Below are 17,109 nucleotides of genomic sequence, written 5' to 3' on the forward strand. Positions count from 1 at the left end.
CGCCGGGCACTGCCGGGCGGGGTTCTTGATATGGCTAGCTATGCCAATTACAGGGCGTATCTGACAACGTTATCGCTCCATTCGTAGGCGGCCATTTCCAGCTCCACCAGGTCGTCCGGCGACATGGCCAGGTCGCGCAAGGTTGGCACGATCTCGCCTTCCATGTCTTCGATGCGCTCGATGCACTCGGCCAGGCGCAGCAGGTCGCCGTAGAAGCCTTCGCGCGACAGCAGCGCTTCGGCCACTTCGTCGATCACTTCGATCTGGCCGAGGATTTCCGACATCGGCACGCCGAACAGGGTATCCATCAGCGACATGATGCCGACCGTAAAGGCGATATCGGCCGAATGGGCGTGGTTCGGGCGCAGTTTGTGTGCGAGCAATTCCAGCAGGCGGCCGCGCGTGGTGGCCAGCATCAGCAGCGGCGTCATGCTATGGCCGCGCTTGCTTGGTTCCGCATACAGCATGATCTGCAGCCAGCGCTGCAATTGGCGGCGGCCCAGCACGGTCACGGCCTGGCTCAGCGAATCGATGCGCTGGCGCGCGCCCACGGCCGGTGTATTCACCAGGCGCAGCAGGTTCAGGGCCAGCGACACGTCGCGCTTGATGGCGCGCTCGATGTCCATATTGTCGGCGTCCGACGTCACCAGGGTCATCAGTTCCATGACGGCCAGTTGCGACGGCGACAGTTTCTTGCCCGTCATGATGGCGGGCTTGGCAAAGTAATAACCCTGGAAGTAATCGAAGCCCAGGTCCAGGCCCGACTTGAATTCTTCGCGCGTCTCGACCTTTTCCGCCACCAGTTTCTTGTTTTCCTGCTTGAAACGGGGCGCCAGGGCTGCCAGCACTTTCGGGTCGACCGTACTCATGTCCATCTTGACGTATTGCACCAGCGGCAGCAGTTCCTGCACTTGCGCCGTGTCGGACACGACGTTTTCCAGCGCGAAAGTGAAGCCGTGGCCCACCAGCTCGCTGATACGCGCGCGCACTTCCGGCGTGACGGGCATCGATTCGACGATTTCCAGCACCACTTTTTCACGCGGCAGGAACACGAAGATGTCGCTCATGATCACGTCGGCATCGACGTTGACGAAACCGAGCGCGTCGCCGATGACCTTTTCCATGCCCAGCTGGGAAGCGTGGGCGATGACGGAGGCCGTGGCGGACAGATCGCTGGTAATGTTGGCGGGACCGACCGGAGCGTTGCGGAATAGCAACTCATAGCCAAACAGGGCTTGATTGCGGTCAAGGATAGGTTGTCGCCCCAGATAGAACTCGCGCACGCGCAAGGGTTTCGGGGTGATGTCGTTGCTGGAAATATCGATCATTAACTCTTCATCAATCACGTCGAGTGACACCGGCCGCGCCGCGCCCGCATCAAGGTTCACTATTGACAATACTTTAGCTGAATTCCGCCCGCGCTGTGGGTATTTTGGCAGCAATCCAGTTTATTGTCGTCAACAAATTAGGCGACTGGCGTGTCTTGCACCATCCCGTCGACAAATAATTTCAATTCGCCCGGCGCAAACGCCGTCCATTGCTCATTTGTCGTCAGCGGCTGGGTAACAATCACGGCCACGCGGTCCTGGGGTGTCGTCACCTGGGAAAAGTCCACACTCAGGTCTTCATCGGAGAGTTTAGCAGTTGGAAACGGATGTTGTCGCACCAGATAGTGCAAGCTGGTAGAGCAATGGGCAAACAGCGCCTCGCCGCTCGACAGCATCATGTTGAACGTGCCGTGGGCCGCGATGCTGGGCAGCAACTCCGCCAGGGCCGCATGCAGTTGCGGCAATGCCGGCGGGGCATCGCCAAAGCGCGCGTGCAGTTCCTGCAGCAGGTAGCAGAAAGCCCGTTCGCTGTCCGTGCAGCCGACGGGGCGGTAACTGCCCGTCAGCACGGGGTTGAAATCCTTCAAATCGCCATTGTGGGCAAAGACCCAGTAACGGCCCCACAGTTCGCGCACGAAGGGGTGGCAATTTTCCAGCGCCACCTGGCCTTGCGTCGCCTTGCGGATATGCGCGATGACATTGCGCGACTTGATCGGGTAGCGTTTGATCAGTTCGGCCACGGGCGAGGCGATGGCCGCCTGGTGGTCGACGAAATGGCGCACGCCGGCGCCTTCGAAAAAGGCGATGCCCCAGCCGTCATGGTGGGTATCGGTATGGCCGCCGCGCATGGCGAAGCCGGTAAAACTAAAGACAATGTCCGTGGGGACATTGCAATTCATTCCGAGAAGTTGGCACATGGTCTGTTTGCAGCTGGATAACACAACCACCATACCATACCCAGAACCCTAACATAACCTACTGCGCGGCGCGATTTGCAGCCTCCGATGCTCACTGTGCATTCGCACAGCTCCGCTTCTCGGCCGCAACTCACTGCCGCTCGCTACGGTTCTGTTAAGGTTCTTTCTAATTAGTGCAACAGTACGGGCTGGCTCATGAGGGAATCATAGCTGCCCAAAAATTCATCGATCTCTTCCATGCTGGGTTCGCTGGCGATCAGCTCCGTGACGTCGCGGCGGAAGTGTTGCGCAAGGATGCCGGCGATAAACGTTTCCCGCTTGCCCCCCTTGTCGACGATTTCATAGCCGCCAAAGCGCAGTGCTTCGAGGTCGCCGTCGACGCCGAATTCCACGACGCTGTATTGTTCGCTGTTATAGATCAGGTTCATTTTGCATCCTTCGCTCAAGCAGGAGAAGCTCCTGCGGTGTCAGAACAGAGGTGGGGTTCACACGGCGCCATTTCAAGCGGCCATGCCACCCTGCGGGCTACAGAGTTGTAACGAGATGCAAACTACGACTGCGGTAAGGCGATCAAGAAATCGTCAGGAAACCACCATGTCTGCTTGCAGCGCCAGCAGGGCATCGTAGGGACTGGCGGTGAGCCAGGTGCGCAATTGGTCGATGTGCGTGGCGTCGGCCAGGCTGATGAACAAGTGTGCGGGTGGATGGCGCAGCAGACGATTCAATGTTACACGCAATACGAGATTGCCGCTGCAGCACAGGCAACCTGGCGCGATGCGCAACAGTTGCAATGGAAATAATAGAGAAGGAGAAACTTGCCCGGCCAGGTCGGCCAGGATGGCGTTGCCGTCAGCCAATCCTTCGAGGATCACGGCGGCCGGCTGGCCTGGCGGCAAGGCTTGCGCGATGGCCGCTTCACGCCCGGCGGCGCGTCCACCGCTGACCAGAGTCAGCGGCGTCGGACGCCGCACGGTTGCCGTCACAGGCTTTTCTTGGCCAGCTTGCCCGGTTCGACACCCAGCTGTTTCAGCTTGCGGTACAAATGGGTGCGCTCGAGGCCCGTTTTTTCCGCCACGCGGGTCATGCTGCCGCCTTCGCGTCCCAGGTGATGTTCGAAATACATGCGCTCGAACGCGTCGCGTGCCTCGCGCAGCGGCAAGTCGAACGACAGGTTGTAGCCATGGCCTTCGGCCACCGCCGGTACGGCGATGCCTGGGCGCACCATCAGCTGTTGCGGCGCGCTGCCGCCAAAGCTCGGTACGGGATGGCTGCTTTCCTCGGCCACCACGGGCGCCACGGGACGCGGCGCCACGCTCGGCGCGCGCACGGTTTCCTGTGCCCGCGTCAAGCCTTGCTGGACTGCCTTCAGCAGTTTTTGCAGGGCAATCGGTTTCTCCAGGAAGTTCATGGCGCCGATGCGCGTCGCCTCGACCGCCGTATCGATGGTGGCGTGGCCCGACATCATGATCACCGGCATGGTCAGCAAGCCGTCGCGCTGCCATTCCTTGAGCAGGGTGACGCCATCGGTGTCGGGCATCCAGATATCCAGCAATACCAGATCCGGCGCACCGGCGGCACGCGCTTCGCGCGCCTGCTGCGCATTTTCGGCCAGCTGGATAGCATGTCCTTCGTCGCCCAAAATTTCCGAGAGCAACTCACGGATACCCATTTCATCATCCACTACGAGTATGTTTGCCATTCGTGTCTTGCCTTCCTCATTTCGCCGGCCGTCGCGCACAAGATGCACACGGCGGACAACTATGATTTTATTAGTGTTTTAAATACTAAACCAGACCCTCACGCCAGGAATTCCTGGGCAGGAGTGTCGGGAGCTAACTTTAACAGCAAAATGACCACCGAAGCGCCATTGCCGTCGACCCGGTTCTCGATATCGATGCGTCCGCCGTGTTCATCGATAATTTTCTTGACCATCGCCAGGCCCAATCCCGTGCCGCGCGCCTTCGAGGTCACATAGGGCTCGAAGGCCCGCGCCAGGATTTTTGGCGCGAAACCAGGGCCATTGTCGCTGATGGCCAGCCGCACGGCGATATTCACGCCACCGTCCGCACTGCGATAATGAATTGCTTCCGTCCTTACGTCAATCCGCGGATGCGGCGAGTCCGGCGGCAGGTCGGCCATGGCGTCCTGCGCGTTCTGCAGCAAGTTGTGTATCACCTGGCGCAACTGGGTCGGATCGCCCATCACCATCGGCAAATTCGGCGCCAGCAGCGGGTGGATGATGTCGCCATCGTCGCCGCGCAGGTACAGGTTCAGTATCTCTTCGATCAGCTCGTTCAAGCGCAGCGGCGTGAGCACGGCCGGCGGCGTGCGCGCATAGTCGCGGAAGTCGTCGACCATGCGCTTCATCGCATCGACCTGCTTGACGATGGTGGTGGTGGCGCGGCTGAGCAGGTCGGCATCAGGCTGCTCCAGCTTGCCTTCGAGCTTCATCTGCAGGCGCTCGGCCGACAGCTGGATGGGCGTGAGCGGATTCTTGATTTCATGCGCCAGGCGGCGCGCCACCTCGCCCCAGGCGATCGAGCGCTGCGCGGAAATCACGTCGGAAATATCGTCGAAGACGACGATGTAGCCGCTGCCGGACTCCAGCGGCAGGCGCGAACCGCGCGCCAGCAAGGTGATGTCATGCTCGTCGGCACTGCTGCCCAGGCGGCGCGGAATCTCGATCTGCCGCTGCCAGTGCAGCCGCTGCTGGTTGCGGCCCGACGCCGATTGCGCGCTTTGCGCCGTGAAGGCGCTGATGATGGCGCCGCCGAACTCTTCCATTCCAGCAATATTCGCCAGCGGCTGGCCCACCATGCTCATGCCCGAATGCTGCAGGATGCGCTCGACCGACTCATTGCAAGTCACCAATTTAAAGTCGCCGTCGAGCACCATCACGCCGGCCGACATGTTCGCCAGCACCGATTCCAGGTGGGCCTTGGCGTTTTGCAAGGCGGCGCGGTTGCTTTCCACGGCCGTGCGCGCATCGAGCAACTGGCGCGTCATGATGTTGAACGACTGCGTCAGGGTGCCCAGTTCATCCTTGGTGGCGACGATGGGGCGCGGCGACAGGTCGCCCTCGGCCACGGCGCGCGTGCCTTCGGCCAACAGCAGCAGGGGCTGGGCCAAATTACCGGCGATCAGGAAAGCGCTGCCGATGGCGCCAAAAATGGCCAGCAGCAAGGTCAGGGTGAGGATTTCCATGTACATCTTGCGCAGTCCCACGCGCGCGACGAAACGTTCCTTGTATTCGCTGTAGGCGGCGCGCAGCACTTCGCCATTCGTCGCCAGCTTGGGCGGCACCGATTGCAGCAGTTGCAAATAGCGGGGCGAGACGGAAGGCCCCGGCACGGCCACCAGCACGCGCAGGCGCAGGCTGGCCGCCGTTTCCAGCGACGCTGGCAAGCCCGAGCGGAAACCGCCACCGCCCGATTCCGTGCCATCGTCGTGCAACTCCAGTCCGCCCTCGGCGGAGGCATAGCCGGCCGGCAAGGCTGCCTGCACCAGCATGGGTGGCGTCGGCAAGTCGGCCGCGCTGTGCGGCCCGGCGCTGGCCAGCAGCACGCCGTCGCCGCTGACGAGCATGACATTTTGCATGCCCTCTTCGCGTAGCAGGCTGGTCAGCACGGCCGGACCGGCCACCGGGTCGGCGCCCAGTTCTTCGACGGCCTTGTGGCCCCGGTGGTCAAGCTCGACCAGGGCCGCATCGAGGCCGGCACGGCCCAACTCAATCCCCGATTCCAGCGCCGCTTCGATCTTGACGTTGAACCAGGATTCGATGGAGTGGGAGACGAATTGCACGGAGACAAGGAAAATCACCAGGCCCGGCAGGATGCCGACGGCGGCGAACAGCATCACCAGGCGCGTCATCAGCTTGGAGCCGAACTTGCCGCTCTTGTAGCGCGCGTACAGGCGCGCCAGGGAAATGCCCACCAGCGCCAGCAGGGACACGGCGACGGCCGCGTTCAGGCCCAGCAGCCAGGTGTAATAGCGGTCGAAAAAGCCGGAATTGTCGGAAGCCGACGCCAGCAGGAACAGCAGGATACTGACAATGCCGCCGCCCACCACCAGCAAATAGCGCAATGCTTGACTCACTACTCCGCCGTATACAAGAAGGTTTTTTTATTCGAAGCCAGGCGCCAGTCGCTGTTATTGAAGGCATTGACCTGTATCGGCTTGGGCAGGTAGTCGCGGTCCATGCCCATGCGCAAGGTGACGTTGTACGTCTGCCCCACTTTCAGCTCGCCGCGCCGCGCCACCAGCCAGCGGCTGGGACGGCGGATCAGGAACAGCGCATCGTCGAGGGTGGGAAAGCTTTGCTGCAAGCCGCCGCCCGACACATGATACTGGCGCGTCAGCACGTTATAGGACAGCTTGCTGGTCTGGCGCGCCACGATGGCTTTTTCATCGAACCAGTACCAGCGGGGCCGGGTCAGTTCGATTTCTGTCGTGAAATACAGCGGCACGCCATGCTGTACTGCATCATCGAGGTCGTGATTGAGCTCGAAGGAATACGTGGCGGCCAGCTTGTAGCCCTCTTCGCCCGACTCGATATAGGCACGGGTAATCTCGACCATGTCGGCGGCATGCGCGCGTGGCATGGTACATGCCAGCATCAGCAGCAGGGCCAGGAGTCGGAAGAGTCGTGTTGTCACAAGTGTGCCGGTAGTGTCCGTAAGATAAGGTTCGACGAATCGCTCAAGCCGCATTTTTTTGGAATAGCGCATAGAACAAACCGTCGTGGTCCTGCTCCGCGCTGCCAGTCGGCAACAGCTGGCCAGGCGCTGTCAATCGGATCGCATTATTGCGTACCGCAAATGCCGCCGCCTGTGCCTCGGATTCTTGCGGCCACAATGAACATGTCACGAACAGCAATTTACCATCGGGGCGCAGCATCTGCCACAGGTTGTCCAGAATTTTGGAGGAAAGTGTTGCAAGTTGGAACGCATCACCCTTGCGGCGCAACCAGCGAATGTCGGGATGGCGGCGCACGATGCCCGAGGCCGTGCACGGCACGTCGGCCAGGATGCGGTCGTACTGCTGGCCGTCCCACCACGCGTTCGATTGCGCATCCTGCGCCTTCAGGGTGGCATCCAGGCCGAGGCGCTCGAGGTTTTCCGCGATGCGCGGCAGGCGCTTGGCGTCCGCATCGATGGCCGTCACTTGCACGTCGGCCAGTTCCAGGATGTGGCACGTCTTGCCGCCCGGCGCGGCGCAGGCGTCCAGCACGCGCATGCCATCTTGCAAGTCCAGCAGCGGCGCGGCCAATTGCGCACCAGCATCTTGCACGGAAACGACGCCCTGCTCGAAGCCGGGGATCAGCGCCACGCCGATCGGCTTGTCCAGCCGCACGGCGAACGGTCCCACCTGGCGCGCGGCAATGCCCGCCTCGGCCAGCACGGCCAGATACGCTTCGACCGTGCTCTTGCGGCGATTCACGCGCAAGGTCAAGGGCGGCACGGCATTGCCGGCCGTCAGAATGGCTTGCCAGTCGCGCGGGTAAGCCAGGCGCAGCGAGTCGATCCACCACTGCGGATAATTCCATTGTGCCAACGGTTGCTGCAGGGCCGCTTCCAGCAAGGATTTGCGCTCGCGCAAGAAACGGCGCAAGACGGCATTCACCATACCCTTGGCATGCGCCAGATCAGGGTGCGAAGTGGCCACTGTGACAGCCTGGTCGACAACGGTAAATTCTTCGTACGGCTGCTCGCCCGGCTCGGCCGACATCAGCGACAGCGCGCAGCACAGCAGGGCGGCCAGCATCGGCGGCTCGGGCGCCTTCGACGTCATCAGGCCGACCAGGGTTTCGCTGCGGCCCAACTGGCGCATGGTACGGTAGGAGATATCCTGGATGGCGCCGCGCGCCTGCGGGCTGGCGTTCGATTGCGTAAACACCTTGGCCAGCGCCTGCGGCAGGGCCGTGCCCGTGCGCACTTGCGCCACGGCATTGGCCGCGCCCAGCAGGCAAAACGCCAGCGAGTCGGCGCGCAAATCGGGTTGGAAGCCTGGCTGCAAGACCGGTTTCAGGTCGGGATGGTAGCTGGGACGCAATTTCGGTGCGGCAGGAGCCTGGCCTGGCGCCGGCTTGGTTTTCAATTTCAGCGTGGGGCGCTTGTTCATAGTTATCCGGTGTGGCTGCGCGCGGCGGGCTGCATGGTGGCAAAGTCGCGGCCGCGCGTCATCAATAAAGGGTCGATTGTAGCGTTTGTGGCGCCCTCTGGCCCAAGCGATTGCAGCGATACATGTAAATTGCGGCAAAAAACTGCATATATACAAGCAGAATGCGCCATGCTGATGTTTTCATGCACCAACATAGGCATGCTGTCCTGATAATATCGTGAAAAGCGCCGGCACGGGCACACTGCCGGCTGGCGTATTGTTCCCGGCAGCAAACCAGTATAATTAACGCAGTCTGGGCGGCTTGGGTACTGGCCGTCCGTTTTGCTTTTTGATTCATTCTATTCATTCTTAACGCGGTTCCACCGCCATCCTGCTCATGCTCGCCCAACAGAAACAAGAAATCATCGCCCTGTTCCAGGCCGCCCTCGCTCCCGTCCTGGCCGGCACCTCGCTTGCGCCTAGCGTAGTGCTCGAGCGACCACGCGATGCATCGCATGGCGACGTCGCCTGCAATATCGCCATGCAACTGGCCAAGCAGCTGAAACAGAATCCCCGCGAACTGGCGCAAACCATCGTGACGGCCGTGCTGGCCAATCCGGCCGGCAAGGGCCTGGTCGAGGCAGTGGAAATCGCCGGTCCCGGCTTCATCAACGTGCGCGTCTCCGCCGCCGCCAAGCAAGCCGTGGTGAAAACCATCTTGAGCGAGGCCGACAGCTATGGCCGCAGCACGGCAGGCGCCGGCAAGCAAGTCATCCTGGAATTCGTCTCGGCCAACCCGACCGGTCCGCTGCACGTGGGCCACGGCCGCCAGGCAGCCCTGGGCGACGCCCTGTCCTCGCTGTTCGACGCGCAAGGCTACAAAGTGACGCGCGAGTTCTACTACAACGACGCGGGCGTGCAGATCCAGACCCTGGCCAATTCCGTGCAGGCGCGCGCGCGCGGCTTCAAGCCGGGCGACGCCGAATGGCCCGAGTCGGCCTACAACGGCGACTACATCGCCGATATCGCCAACGACTTCAAGGCAGGCAAGACGGTCTCGGCCAGCGACGGCCAGCCTGCCACGGCCAACGGTAACGTGGAAGACATCGATTCGATCCGCCCGTTCGCCGTCACCTACCTGCGCAACGAGCAGGACATCGACTTGCAGGCGTTTGGCGTGAAGTTCGACAATTACTACCTGGAATCGTCGCTGTACGCGGACGGCAAGGTCAACAGCGCGGTGGAAACCCTGATCAAGGCGGGCCACACGTATGAGCAGGATGGCGCGCTGTGGCTGCGCACCACCGACTTCGGCGACGACAAGGACCGCGTCATGCGCAAGACGGACGGCACCTACACGTATTTCGTGCCGGACGTCGCGTATCACCTGGTGAAATGGCAGCGCGGCTTCGTGCAAGCCATCAATATCCAGGGCAGCGACCACCACGGCACCATCGCGCGCGTGCGCGCCGGCCTGCAGGCGGTCGACATGGGCATCCCGCAAGGCTACCCCGACTACGTGCTGCACAAGATGGTCACCGTCATGAAGGATGGCGAAGAAGTCAAGATTTCGAAGCGCGCCGGCTCCTACGTGACCGTGCGCGACCTGATCGAATGGTCGGGCGGCGGCGACATCGCCAAGGGCCGCGACGCCGTGCGCTTCTTCCTGATCTCGCGCAAGGCCGACACGGAATTCGTCTTCGACGTCGACGTGGCGCTGAAAACCACCGATGAAAACCCGGTCTATTACGTGCAATACGCGCATGCGCGCATCTGCCGCATCCTGGAAAACTGGGGCGGCGATGCAAGCACGGTCGCCAGCGTCGACCTTTCCCCGCTGACGGCGCCGACCGAAGCGACCCTGCTGGCGACCCTGGCCGCCTACCCTGAAATGCTGGCGCGCGCGCAAGCCGAACTGGGACCGCACCAAGTCGCCTTCTACCTGCGCGACCTGGCCGCCAACCTGCACAGCTTCTACTTCGCCGAAAAAGTGCTGGTCGAGGACGAAGCCGTAAAGTTGGCCCGCCTGGCCCTCGTCATCGCCGCGCGCCAGGTACTGCGCAACGGCCTGGCACTGATCGGCGTGTCCGCGCCAAACAAAATGTAATCGCGAAGGTCAAACCGTCAATGAATCACGCTTCCCGCTTCTCTTCGTCCCGGCGCCAGCAGGGCAATACCCTGGTCGGCATCATCATCGGCCTGGTCATCGGCCTGGGCATCGCCGTGGTGGTCGCCCTGGTGATCACCAAGGGCGCCTCGCCCTTCACCGACAAGTCGGGCAAGGCCGGCAAATCGGCCGAGCCGACGGCCGGCCAGATCGCCGACCCGAACAAGCCGATGTACGGCAACAAGGAAGCGGCCAAGGAAGCGGCGCGCGACTTCTCCAAGGAGCCGCGCGAGATCGTCACGCCGACGCAGCCTGCCGCACCGGCACCCGCGCCCGCCACCGCGCAGCAGCCGAAGGCGCCGCCGCCGGACGCGCTGCAGGAATTGATCGGTACATTGAAGGACAAGCCGGCGCCGAAAACGCCGGCGGCAGCACCAGCGGCGCCCGCGCCGCAAGCCAAGGCCGACGCGAAAGAGGCCAAGGCCGATGCAGCCAGCGACAAATGGATTTATTATCTGCAGGCCGGCGCCTTCCATGACATGTCGGACGCCGAAAGCACGCGCGGCAAACTGGCGCTGCTCGGCTTCGAAGCGGCCATCAGCGACCGCAGCACCGATGCCGGCGTGCTGCACCGCGTACGGGTCGGGCCGTTCAACCAGCTCGAGGCGATGAACCGCGCACGCACCAAACTGTCTGAAAACGGCATCGATGTCGCCGTCGTCCGCAACCAAAAATAAGGAACCAGCATGCGTTTTCTGAAGAACATCCTGATCGCCGCCGCCCTGTTCACCGCCGCCATGGGGGCGTCGGCCTCGCCGGCCGAGCCGAAGAGCGGCGTCGAGTACGAAACCCTGCCCGTGCCGCAGGCGACGGAATCGGGCAAGAAAATCGAAGTGACGGAATTCTTCGCCTATTACTGCCCCCATTGCAATGTGCTCGAACCGCAGCTGGCGGCCTGGGTCAAGAAACAGGGCGACAACATCGTCTTCAAGCGCGTGCACGTGTCGCGCGATGACAGCGTGGCGCCGCAGCAGCGCTTGTTCTTCACCCTGCAAGCCATGGGCCTGGTCGACAAGCTGCACACCGGCGTCTTCCACGCCATGCACGTGGAACGCAACCGCCTGAACACCGACGACGCCGTCTTCGACTTCGTCGCCAAGCAGGGCGTGGACCGCCAGAAGTTTATCGACACCTACCGTTCTATGGGTGTCTCGGCCCGCGTGCGCCGCGCGGACGCCATGATGCAGGGTTATAACGTGACGTTCTGGCCCATGATCGCCATCGATGGCCGCTACATCACCTCCCCTTCGCAGGCCGACCAGGGCAGCAAGTCGGCCAAGAACGAAGAGCAGCTGAACGCCCAGGCGCTCAGCGTGATGGACGTGCTGGTCGCGAAAGCCAAAGCGGAAAAGAAATAAGCATGGCCACTTCCCTGGCGCGCCCGGGCATCGCCTGATGCATCGCGTTTTCATCACGGGCGCGTCGAGCGGACTGGGCGCCGCCCTGGCGCTGCAGTACGCGCGCCTGGGCGCCCATCTGGGCTTGCTGGCCCGCCGCGGCGACACCCTGCAGCAACTGATCGCCTCCCTGCCCCACCCTGAACGCCACCGCGCCTACGCCGTCGATGTGTGCGACCACGCCGCCCTGAAAAGCGCGGCCGGCGACTTCATCGCCCATGCCGGCGGCATCGACGTCGTCATCGCCAGCGCCGGCGTGTCGTACGGCACCTTGACCGAACATGCGGAAGACCTCGACGCCTTCGCCCGTTTGATGGCCATCAACGTCACGGCCACCGTCGCCACCTTCGCCCCCTTCATCGCCACCATGAAAAGCCAGGGCAGCGGACGCCTGGTGGGCATCGGCAGCGTGGCCGGCATCCGCGGCCTGCCCGGCGCCGAAGCCTACAGCGCCTCGAAGGCGGCCGTCATCAGCTACTGCGAATCGCTGCGCCTGGAATTGAAACCGGCGGGCATCAAGGTTGTCACCATCACGCCCGGCTACATCGACACGCCCATGACGCGCCATAACGCCTACCGCATGCCTTTCCTGATGCCGGCCGAAAAATTCGCCGTGCGCGCCGCGCGCGCCATCGCCGACGGCGACAGCTACCGCGTGATCCCGTGGCAGATGGGCGTCGTCGCCAAGCTGCTGCGCGCGCTGCCCAATGCCGTCTACGACCGGGCCTTCGCGAATGCGCCGCACAAGGCGCGCAACTGAACTGACCACCATGACGAAGCACTCAGACCTGAACAGCGCGGCCATCGCCGCCCATTGCGCCACAGGCGCCTCCCACGTGGCCATCGAAGTGGTCGACGAAACGGGATCGACCAACGCCGACCTGCTGGCGCGCTGCGCCACCCTGGCCGGCCCCACCCTGCGCATCGCCGGCCAGCAGACGGCCGGACGGGGACGCGCCGGGCGACCGTGGGTGTCGCAACCGGACGCCAGCCTGATGTTCTCGCTGGCCTGGCGCTTCAAGGGACCGCTGCACCGGCTGGTCGGCCTGCCGCTGGCCGTCGGCGTGGCGCTGGCCGAAACCATGACAGCGCTGGGCGTGCCGGTGCAGCTGAAGTGGCCAAACGACCTGCTCAAGGATGGACATAAACTGGCCGGCATCCTCGTCGAGACGCAGCAGACGCCAGACGGTGGCGTGTGGGCCGTCATCGGCTGCGGCATCAATCTGCTGATGCCCGACGCGCTGGAACGGCAGATCGGCCGCAGCGTGTCGGCCGTGCCCTGGCTGGCGCAGATGGAGCGCAATACCCTGGTCGCAGCCCTGCTCAGCCGCCTGGCCGGCGTGCTGGCCGAATTCGACGACACGGGCTTTTCTCCCTTCACGGAACGCTGGAACGCACTGCATGCCTGGCAAGGCCAGCACGTGAAAATCCTCGACAATGGCCAGCTGCTGCAGCAAGGCGTGGCGACCGGCGTGGATGAACTGGGCCGGCTGCTGCTGCGCGGCGAGGACGGCTTGCAGCACATCATGTCCGGCGACGTGTCCTTGCGCCTGACGGGGGAGTAAGCGCATGCTGCTGCTGATCGACGCCGGCAATACACGCATCAAATGGGCGCTCGTGGCCGCCGACAGCGCCGCCGGCGGCTGGCTGGCCAGCGGCGCCGTCACGCATGCGCAGATCGACACCCTGGCCGCGCAGTGGGCATCACTCGCCATCAGCGAGGCACTGCTGTCGAACGTGGCAGGCGCCGTCATCGGCACGCACCTGCGCGCCATGCTGCCGGTCGTTGCCCGCGACTTTGTCTCGCTGCCGCAGCTGGCGGGACTGACGAACGGCTATCGCGCGCCGTCGCAACTGGGCTGCGACCGTTTTGCCGCCGCCATCGGCGCGCACGCGCTGGCGCCTGGCCAGGCCGTCATCGTCGCCAATTGCGGCACCGCCACCACCATCGACGCCATCACGGCCGATGGCATTTTCCTCGGCGGGATGATCTTGCCGGGACTGGGACTGATGGCCAGCTCGCTGGCGCGCAACACGGCGCAGCTGCCGCAGATCGCCAGCGACGCCCTGCTGCCGGCCGGCTTTGCCGACAACACGGATGACGCCATCCTCTCCGGCTGCCTGGCGGCCCAGGCGGGCGCCATCGAACGGGCCGTGCGCATGCACGGCGCCGGCGCCTGCCTGCTGTCGGGCGGCGCTGCATCACGCATCGCACCGGCCCTGGCGCTGGCGGTGCCGCTGCACCTGGTCGACAATATCGTCATGCTCGGCCTGCAGGCGGCCGCGCGCGCCGGGGCTGCAGGAACACAAGGAAACCACTCATGCTGAAATTCGTCTTCTGGCTGCTGGCCGGCGTCAACCTGCTGGTACTGGCCATCGGCCAGGGTTATCTGGGCAGTTTTCGCACGGAGACACGCGAGCCGGCGCGCCTGAAAAACCAGCTGCAGGCGACCAAGCTCGCCTTGCTGACGCAGGAGCAAGCCATGGCGCCCGCCGCACCGCCTGCCGCCGAAGAGGCAGTGACGCCGGCGGCGGCCGCACCGGCGCCACCGCCACCGCTATCGTATGCCTGTACGGAAGTGGGAAATTTCCTGCTGGCTGACGGGCGCCGCTTCGAAGCGCAAGTGGCGTCGCTGGACCTGGGCGACCGCCAGTCGCGCCGCAACGTGGCCGGCCAGGAGATTTCCAGCTACATGGTGTACATCCCGCCGCAGGGCAGCAAGGAAGGCGCCGACCGCAAGGCGGGCGAATTGAAGCAGCTGGGCGTGACGAATTACTTCATCATGAATGAAAGCAGCCCGCTACGCTGGGGCATTTCACTGGGTGTGTTCAAGTCGGAAACCAGCGCGCAAAGCCAGCTGGCATCGCTCAACAAACAGGGCGTGCACAGCGCCCGCGTCGCACCGCGCTACAGCGCCAGCAAGCAGATGGCTTACCAGTTCCGCGACCTCGACGCCGCCACGCGCGCACGTCTGGAGAAAATCAAGGCGCAGTTCCCGGAGCAGGAACTGCGTAGTTGTAAATAACTATCGTTGAATCACGATCGGCTTGATACCCGTCGATTCCGGCAAATTCGCCGCCGCGCGTGCCGCTTCGGCGCGGCTGGAGAATGGTCCGCCGTACAGGCGGAACAGGTTACCGGCCTGCACCACGCCCAGGGTACCGAGAGCTGCCGCGTATGGCGCCAGGTGCGAACGTCCCGATTCCGCATTGTCGGCGCGCGAGTAGGCGCCCAACTGCAAATAGAAGCCGCTGGCCAGCGCCGCCGGGGCCGGCATGGCCACCGTCGCATCGACGGGCAGCATCTGCGTCGACACTTCAGGCTGCACCACGGCGCCCGTTTCCACGGGCGTGTCGATGGAGATGGCCACCACGGAAGGCACCGGCTTGGGCGCCGCACGGGCCGCCAGGATGGCGTCGATATCGGCCGGCAGCAGCCGTTCGACGACCACCTGGTGGCTGCCCTTGCCCAGGAAACCCAGCTTCAGCGCCGCCGTGTAGGACACGTCGATCACGCGCGTGGCGTGGAACGGCCCACGGTCGTTGATGCGCACGATCACCTGTTCGCCGCTGTCGATGCTCGTCACGCGCGCATACGATGGAATCGGCAAGGTGGGATGGGCCGCCGTCATCTTGTACATATCGTAGATTTCACCGGACGAGGTGCGCTGGCCATGGAATTTCTTGCCATACCAGGTGCCCGTGCCCTTCTGCTTGAACGGTTCGTTGTCGGTGATCGGCGTGTAGGTCTTGCCGAAGACGACATACGGACGGTTCGAGCGCGTGGAATACGGCTCGTTGCGCACTTCCGCATCGGGCACGTCGCGCAGGTTGGCCGGCGGATTATCGCCCGGGCCATCGTCCTTGTAGTAGCCGCCACGCCCGGAGCCGGCCGCCGGCAGCGCAGGCAAGGTGGGATCCTGGCGCACAGGGGACTTGACCTTGCCGCCGGATGGCAGCGGCACGTTATTCGATGCGGGCTTTTGCGGCGTCGTGCCACAGGCGGCCAGGGTCAGCAAGACCGTCAGCAGTGTGGCAACATTCGGCCCGCGCATGGCGAAGGTATCGAAAGGCGCGCGCATCAAGTCTGCACCAACTTGCGGTGGCGCTGAATGCTCATCAGGATACCGGTGGCCACGCCCAGGGTCAGCAGCGCGGTGCCGCCATAGCTGAGGAATGGCAAGGGGACGCCGACCACCGGCACGATGCCGCTGACCATGCCCATGTTGACGAAGGCGTAAGTAAAGAAAATCATAGTGATCGCTCCTGCCAGCAGGCGAGTGAAAAAACTGGGGGCGTTGGCGGCGATCATCAGCCCCCGTCCCACCAGCAGCAAATACATCAGCATCAGGATCAAGTTACCGACCAGGCCGAATTCCTCGGAATATACGGCAAAAATAAAATCGGTCGTGCGTTCCGGAACAAACTCCAGGTGGGCTTGCGTGCCGTGTGTCCAGCCCTTGCCCGTCATGCCGCCGGAACCGATGGCGATGATGGACTGGATGATATGGAAACCCTTGCCCAGCGGGTCCTTGGTCGGGTCGATCAGCATCATCACGCGGTCGCGCTGGTAATCATGCAGGTGCGACCAGGCGATCGGCAGGCAGGAAACAAAAGTGATCAGCAAGCCGGCCAGCACCTTCCACGACAAACCTGCCAGGAAGATGACGGTAAAGCCGGCCGCCACCACCAGCAGCGCGGTGCCCAGGTCGGGCTGGCGCGCGATCAGGTAGACGGGCGCCAGCAACAGCACGGCCGCCATCACGAACGATTTCCAGCGCAGGGCGCCCGCATTGTGCTGGAAGAACCAGGCCAGCATCAGCGGCGTGGCGATCTTCAAGAATTCGGACGGCTGGATGTCGATCACGCCGATATGCAGCCAGCGCCGCGCACCGAGCTTGATGGTGCCGAACAGCGCCACTGCCACCAGCAAGATCACCGACACCGTATAGGCGGGTACGGCGATGCGCATCATCATCTGCGGCGTGACGTTGGCCGCCACCCACATGACGAAAAAGCACAGCAGGATATTGCGCAAATGGTCTTCGATCTTGCCGGGGATGCCGATGCTGGCCGAATACAGGGTCAGCAGGCTGGTGCTGAGCAGCATAAGGATGATGATCATCAGCGGCGGATCGAACACCGCCAGATAGGGTTTGGCGCGCCGCCACAGCGAGCGCCTCTCGTTAATGGGCATGTGC

General features: G+C 63.4%; 17 protein-coding genes. 7 read left to right on the top strand and 10 right to left on the bottom strand.

All coding sequences use genetic code 11. The annotated features are described in order from the left end of the window. Positions 1 to 47: 47 nt before the first annotated feature. The 8 genes from O3301_RS25175 to rsmB all read right to left on the bottom strand — a co-directional run bounded on the left by O3301_RS25175 (position 48) and on the right by rsmB (position 8,365). Positions 48 to 1,328, bottom strand: coding sequence for an EAL and HDOD domain-containing protein (locus O3301_RS25175; RefSeq protein WP_077399474.1), 1,281 nt, complete (start codon positions 1,326 to 1,328; stop codon positions 48 to 50). Between the two features lie 137 nt (positions 1,329 to 1,465). Continuing rightward, positions 1,466 to 2,245 carry a class II glutamine amidotransferase gene (locus tag O3301_RS25180; RefSeq protein WP_099668254.1) on the bottom strand — a complete coding sequence of 260 codons (780 nt, stop codon included), beginning with the start codon at positions 2,243 to 2,245 and terminating at the stop codon, positions 1,466 to 1,468. A gap of 170 nt (positions 2,246 to 2,415) precedes the next feature. Next, a complete protein-coding gene (locus O3301_RS25185) occupies positions 2,416 to 2,673 on the bottom strand; it encodes a DUF3567 domain-containing protein (RefSeq protein ID WP_077399469.1) in 258 nt (85 codons plus the stop codon). Between the two features lie 153 nt (positions 2,674 to 2,826). Beyond that, on the bottom strand, positions 2,827 to 3,228 hold the full coding sequence (locus O3301_RS25190; RefSeq protein WP_305057801.1) for a GTPase: 402 nt from the start codon (positions 3,226 to 3,228) through the stop codon (positions 2,827 to 2,829). Beyond that, positions 3,225 to 3,944 (bottom strand): response regulator, encoded by a 720-nt coding sequence (locus O3301_RS25195; RefSeq protein WP_034784724.1) that lies wholly within the window; start codon positions 3,942 to 3,944, stop codon positions 3,225 to 3,227. The genes O3301_RS25190 and O3301_RS25195 overlap by 4 nt, the downstream gene beginning before the upstream one ends. 98 nt (positions 3,945 to 4,042) lie before the next feature. Beyond that, entirely contained in the window at positions 4,043 to 6,340 is a 2,298-nt protein-coding gene (locus O3301_RS25200) for a PAS domain-containing sensor histidine kinase (protein ID WP_099665532.1), read from the bottom strand. Further along, positions 6,340 to 6,846 (bottom strand): DUF4390 domain-containing protein, encoded by a 507-nt coding sequence (locus tag O3301_RS25205; protein ID WP_251350982.1) that lies wholly within the window; start codon positions 6,844 to 6,846, stop codon positions 6,340 to 6,342. Before O3301_RS25205 ends, O3301_RS25200 begins: the two co-directional genes overlap by 1 nt. Positions 6,847 to 6,943: 97 nt before the next feature. Then, positions 6,944 to 8,365, bottom strand: coding sequence for a 16S rRNA (cytosine(967)-C(5))-methyltransferase RsmB (rsmB, locus tag O3301_RS25210; RefSeq protein ID WP_289906769.1), 1,422 nt, complete (start codon positions 8,363 to 8,365; stop codon positions 6,944 to 6,946). A gap of 376 nt (positions 8,366 to 8,741) precedes the next feature. On the opposite strand from rsmB, the gene argS reads away from it, so the two are divergent. The 7 genes from argS to O3301_RS25245 are packed head-to-tail and all read left to right on the top strand — an operon-like array spanning position 8,742 to position 14,934. Beyond that, positions 8,742 to 10,451: an arginine--tRNA ligase gene (gene argS, locus O3301_RS25215; RefSeq protein ID WP_289919722.1), complete on the top strand. Its 1,710-nt coding sequence runs from the start codon at positions 8,742 to 8,744 to the stop codon at positions 10,449 to 10,451. 20 nt (positions 10,452 to 10,471) lie between these two features. Next, entirely contained in the window at positions 10,472 to 11,188 is a 717-nt protein-coding gene (locus O3301_RS25220) for an SPOR domain-containing protein (protein ID WP_289906768.1), read from the top strand. A 9-nt stretch (positions 11,189 to 11,197) separates the two neighbouring features. Continuing rightward, on the top strand, positions 11,198 to 11,869 hold the full coding sequence (locus O3301_RS25225) for a thiol:disulfide interchange protein DsbA/DsbL (RefSeq protein WP_305057802.1): 672 nt from the start codon (positions 11,198 to 11,200) through the stop codon (positions 11,867 to 11,869). Positions 11,870 to 11,906: 37 nt separating this feature from the next. After that, the gene (locus tag O3301_RS25230) at positions 11,907 to 12,668 is read left to right on the top strand and encodes an SDR family oxidoreductase (RefSeq protein ID WP_305057803.1); all 762 of its coding nucleotides are present in this window, start codon (positions 11,907 to 11,909) and stop codon (positions 12,666 to 12,668) included. 10 nt (positions 12,669 to 12,678) lie between these two features. Next, positions 12,679 to 13,473, top strand: a complete 795-nt coding sequence (locus O3301_RS25235; protein ID WP_305057804.1) for a biotin--[acetyl-CoA-carboxylase] ligase — start codon at positions 12,679 to 12,681, stop codon at positions 13,471 to 13,473. A 4-nt stretch (positions 13,474 to 13,477) separates the two neighbouring features. Beyond that, positions 13,478 to 14,236: a type III pantothenate kinase gene (locus O3301_RS25240; RefSeq protein WP_305057805.1), complete on the top strand. Its 759-nt coding sequence runs from the start codon at positions 13,478 to 13,480 to the stop codon at positions 14,234 to 14,236. Continuing rightward, positions 14,230 to 14,934, top strand: coding sequence for an SPOR domain-containing protein (locus tag O3301_RS25245; protein WP_305057806.1), 705 nt, complete (start codon positions 14,230 to 14,232; stop codon positions 14,932 to 14,934). Before O3301_RS25240 ends, O3301_RS25245 begins: the two co-directional genes overlap by 7 nt. Here O3301_RS25245 and O3301_RS25250 read toward each other — a convergent pair whose 3' ends face one another. Further along, positions 14,935 to 15,990 carry a septal ring lytic transglycosylase RlpA family protein gene (locus O3301_RS25250; RefSeq protein WP_305057807.1) on the bottom strand — a complete coding sequence of 352 codons (1,056 nt, stop codon included), beginning with the start codon at positions 15,988 to 15,990 and terminating at the stop codon, positions 14,935 to 14,937. Further along, the gene (gene rodA, locus O3301_RS25255) at positions 15,990 to 17,105 is read right to left on the bottom strand and encodes a rod shape-determining protein RodA (protein WP_077399426.1); all 1,116 of its coding nucleotides are present in this window, start codon (positions 17,103 to 17,105) and stop codon (positions 15,990 to 15,992) included. The genes O3301_RS25250 and rodA overlap by 1 nt, the downstream gene beginning before the upstream one ends. Positions 17,106 to 17,109: the final 4 nt, after the last annotated feature.

This window comes from Janthinobacterium sp. SUN211, from assembly GCF_030587315.1.
GTDB classification, from domain to species: domain Bacteria; phylum Pseudomonadota; class Gammaproteobacteria; order Burkholderiales; family Burkholderiaceae_D; genus Janthinobacterium; species Janthinobacterium kumbetense.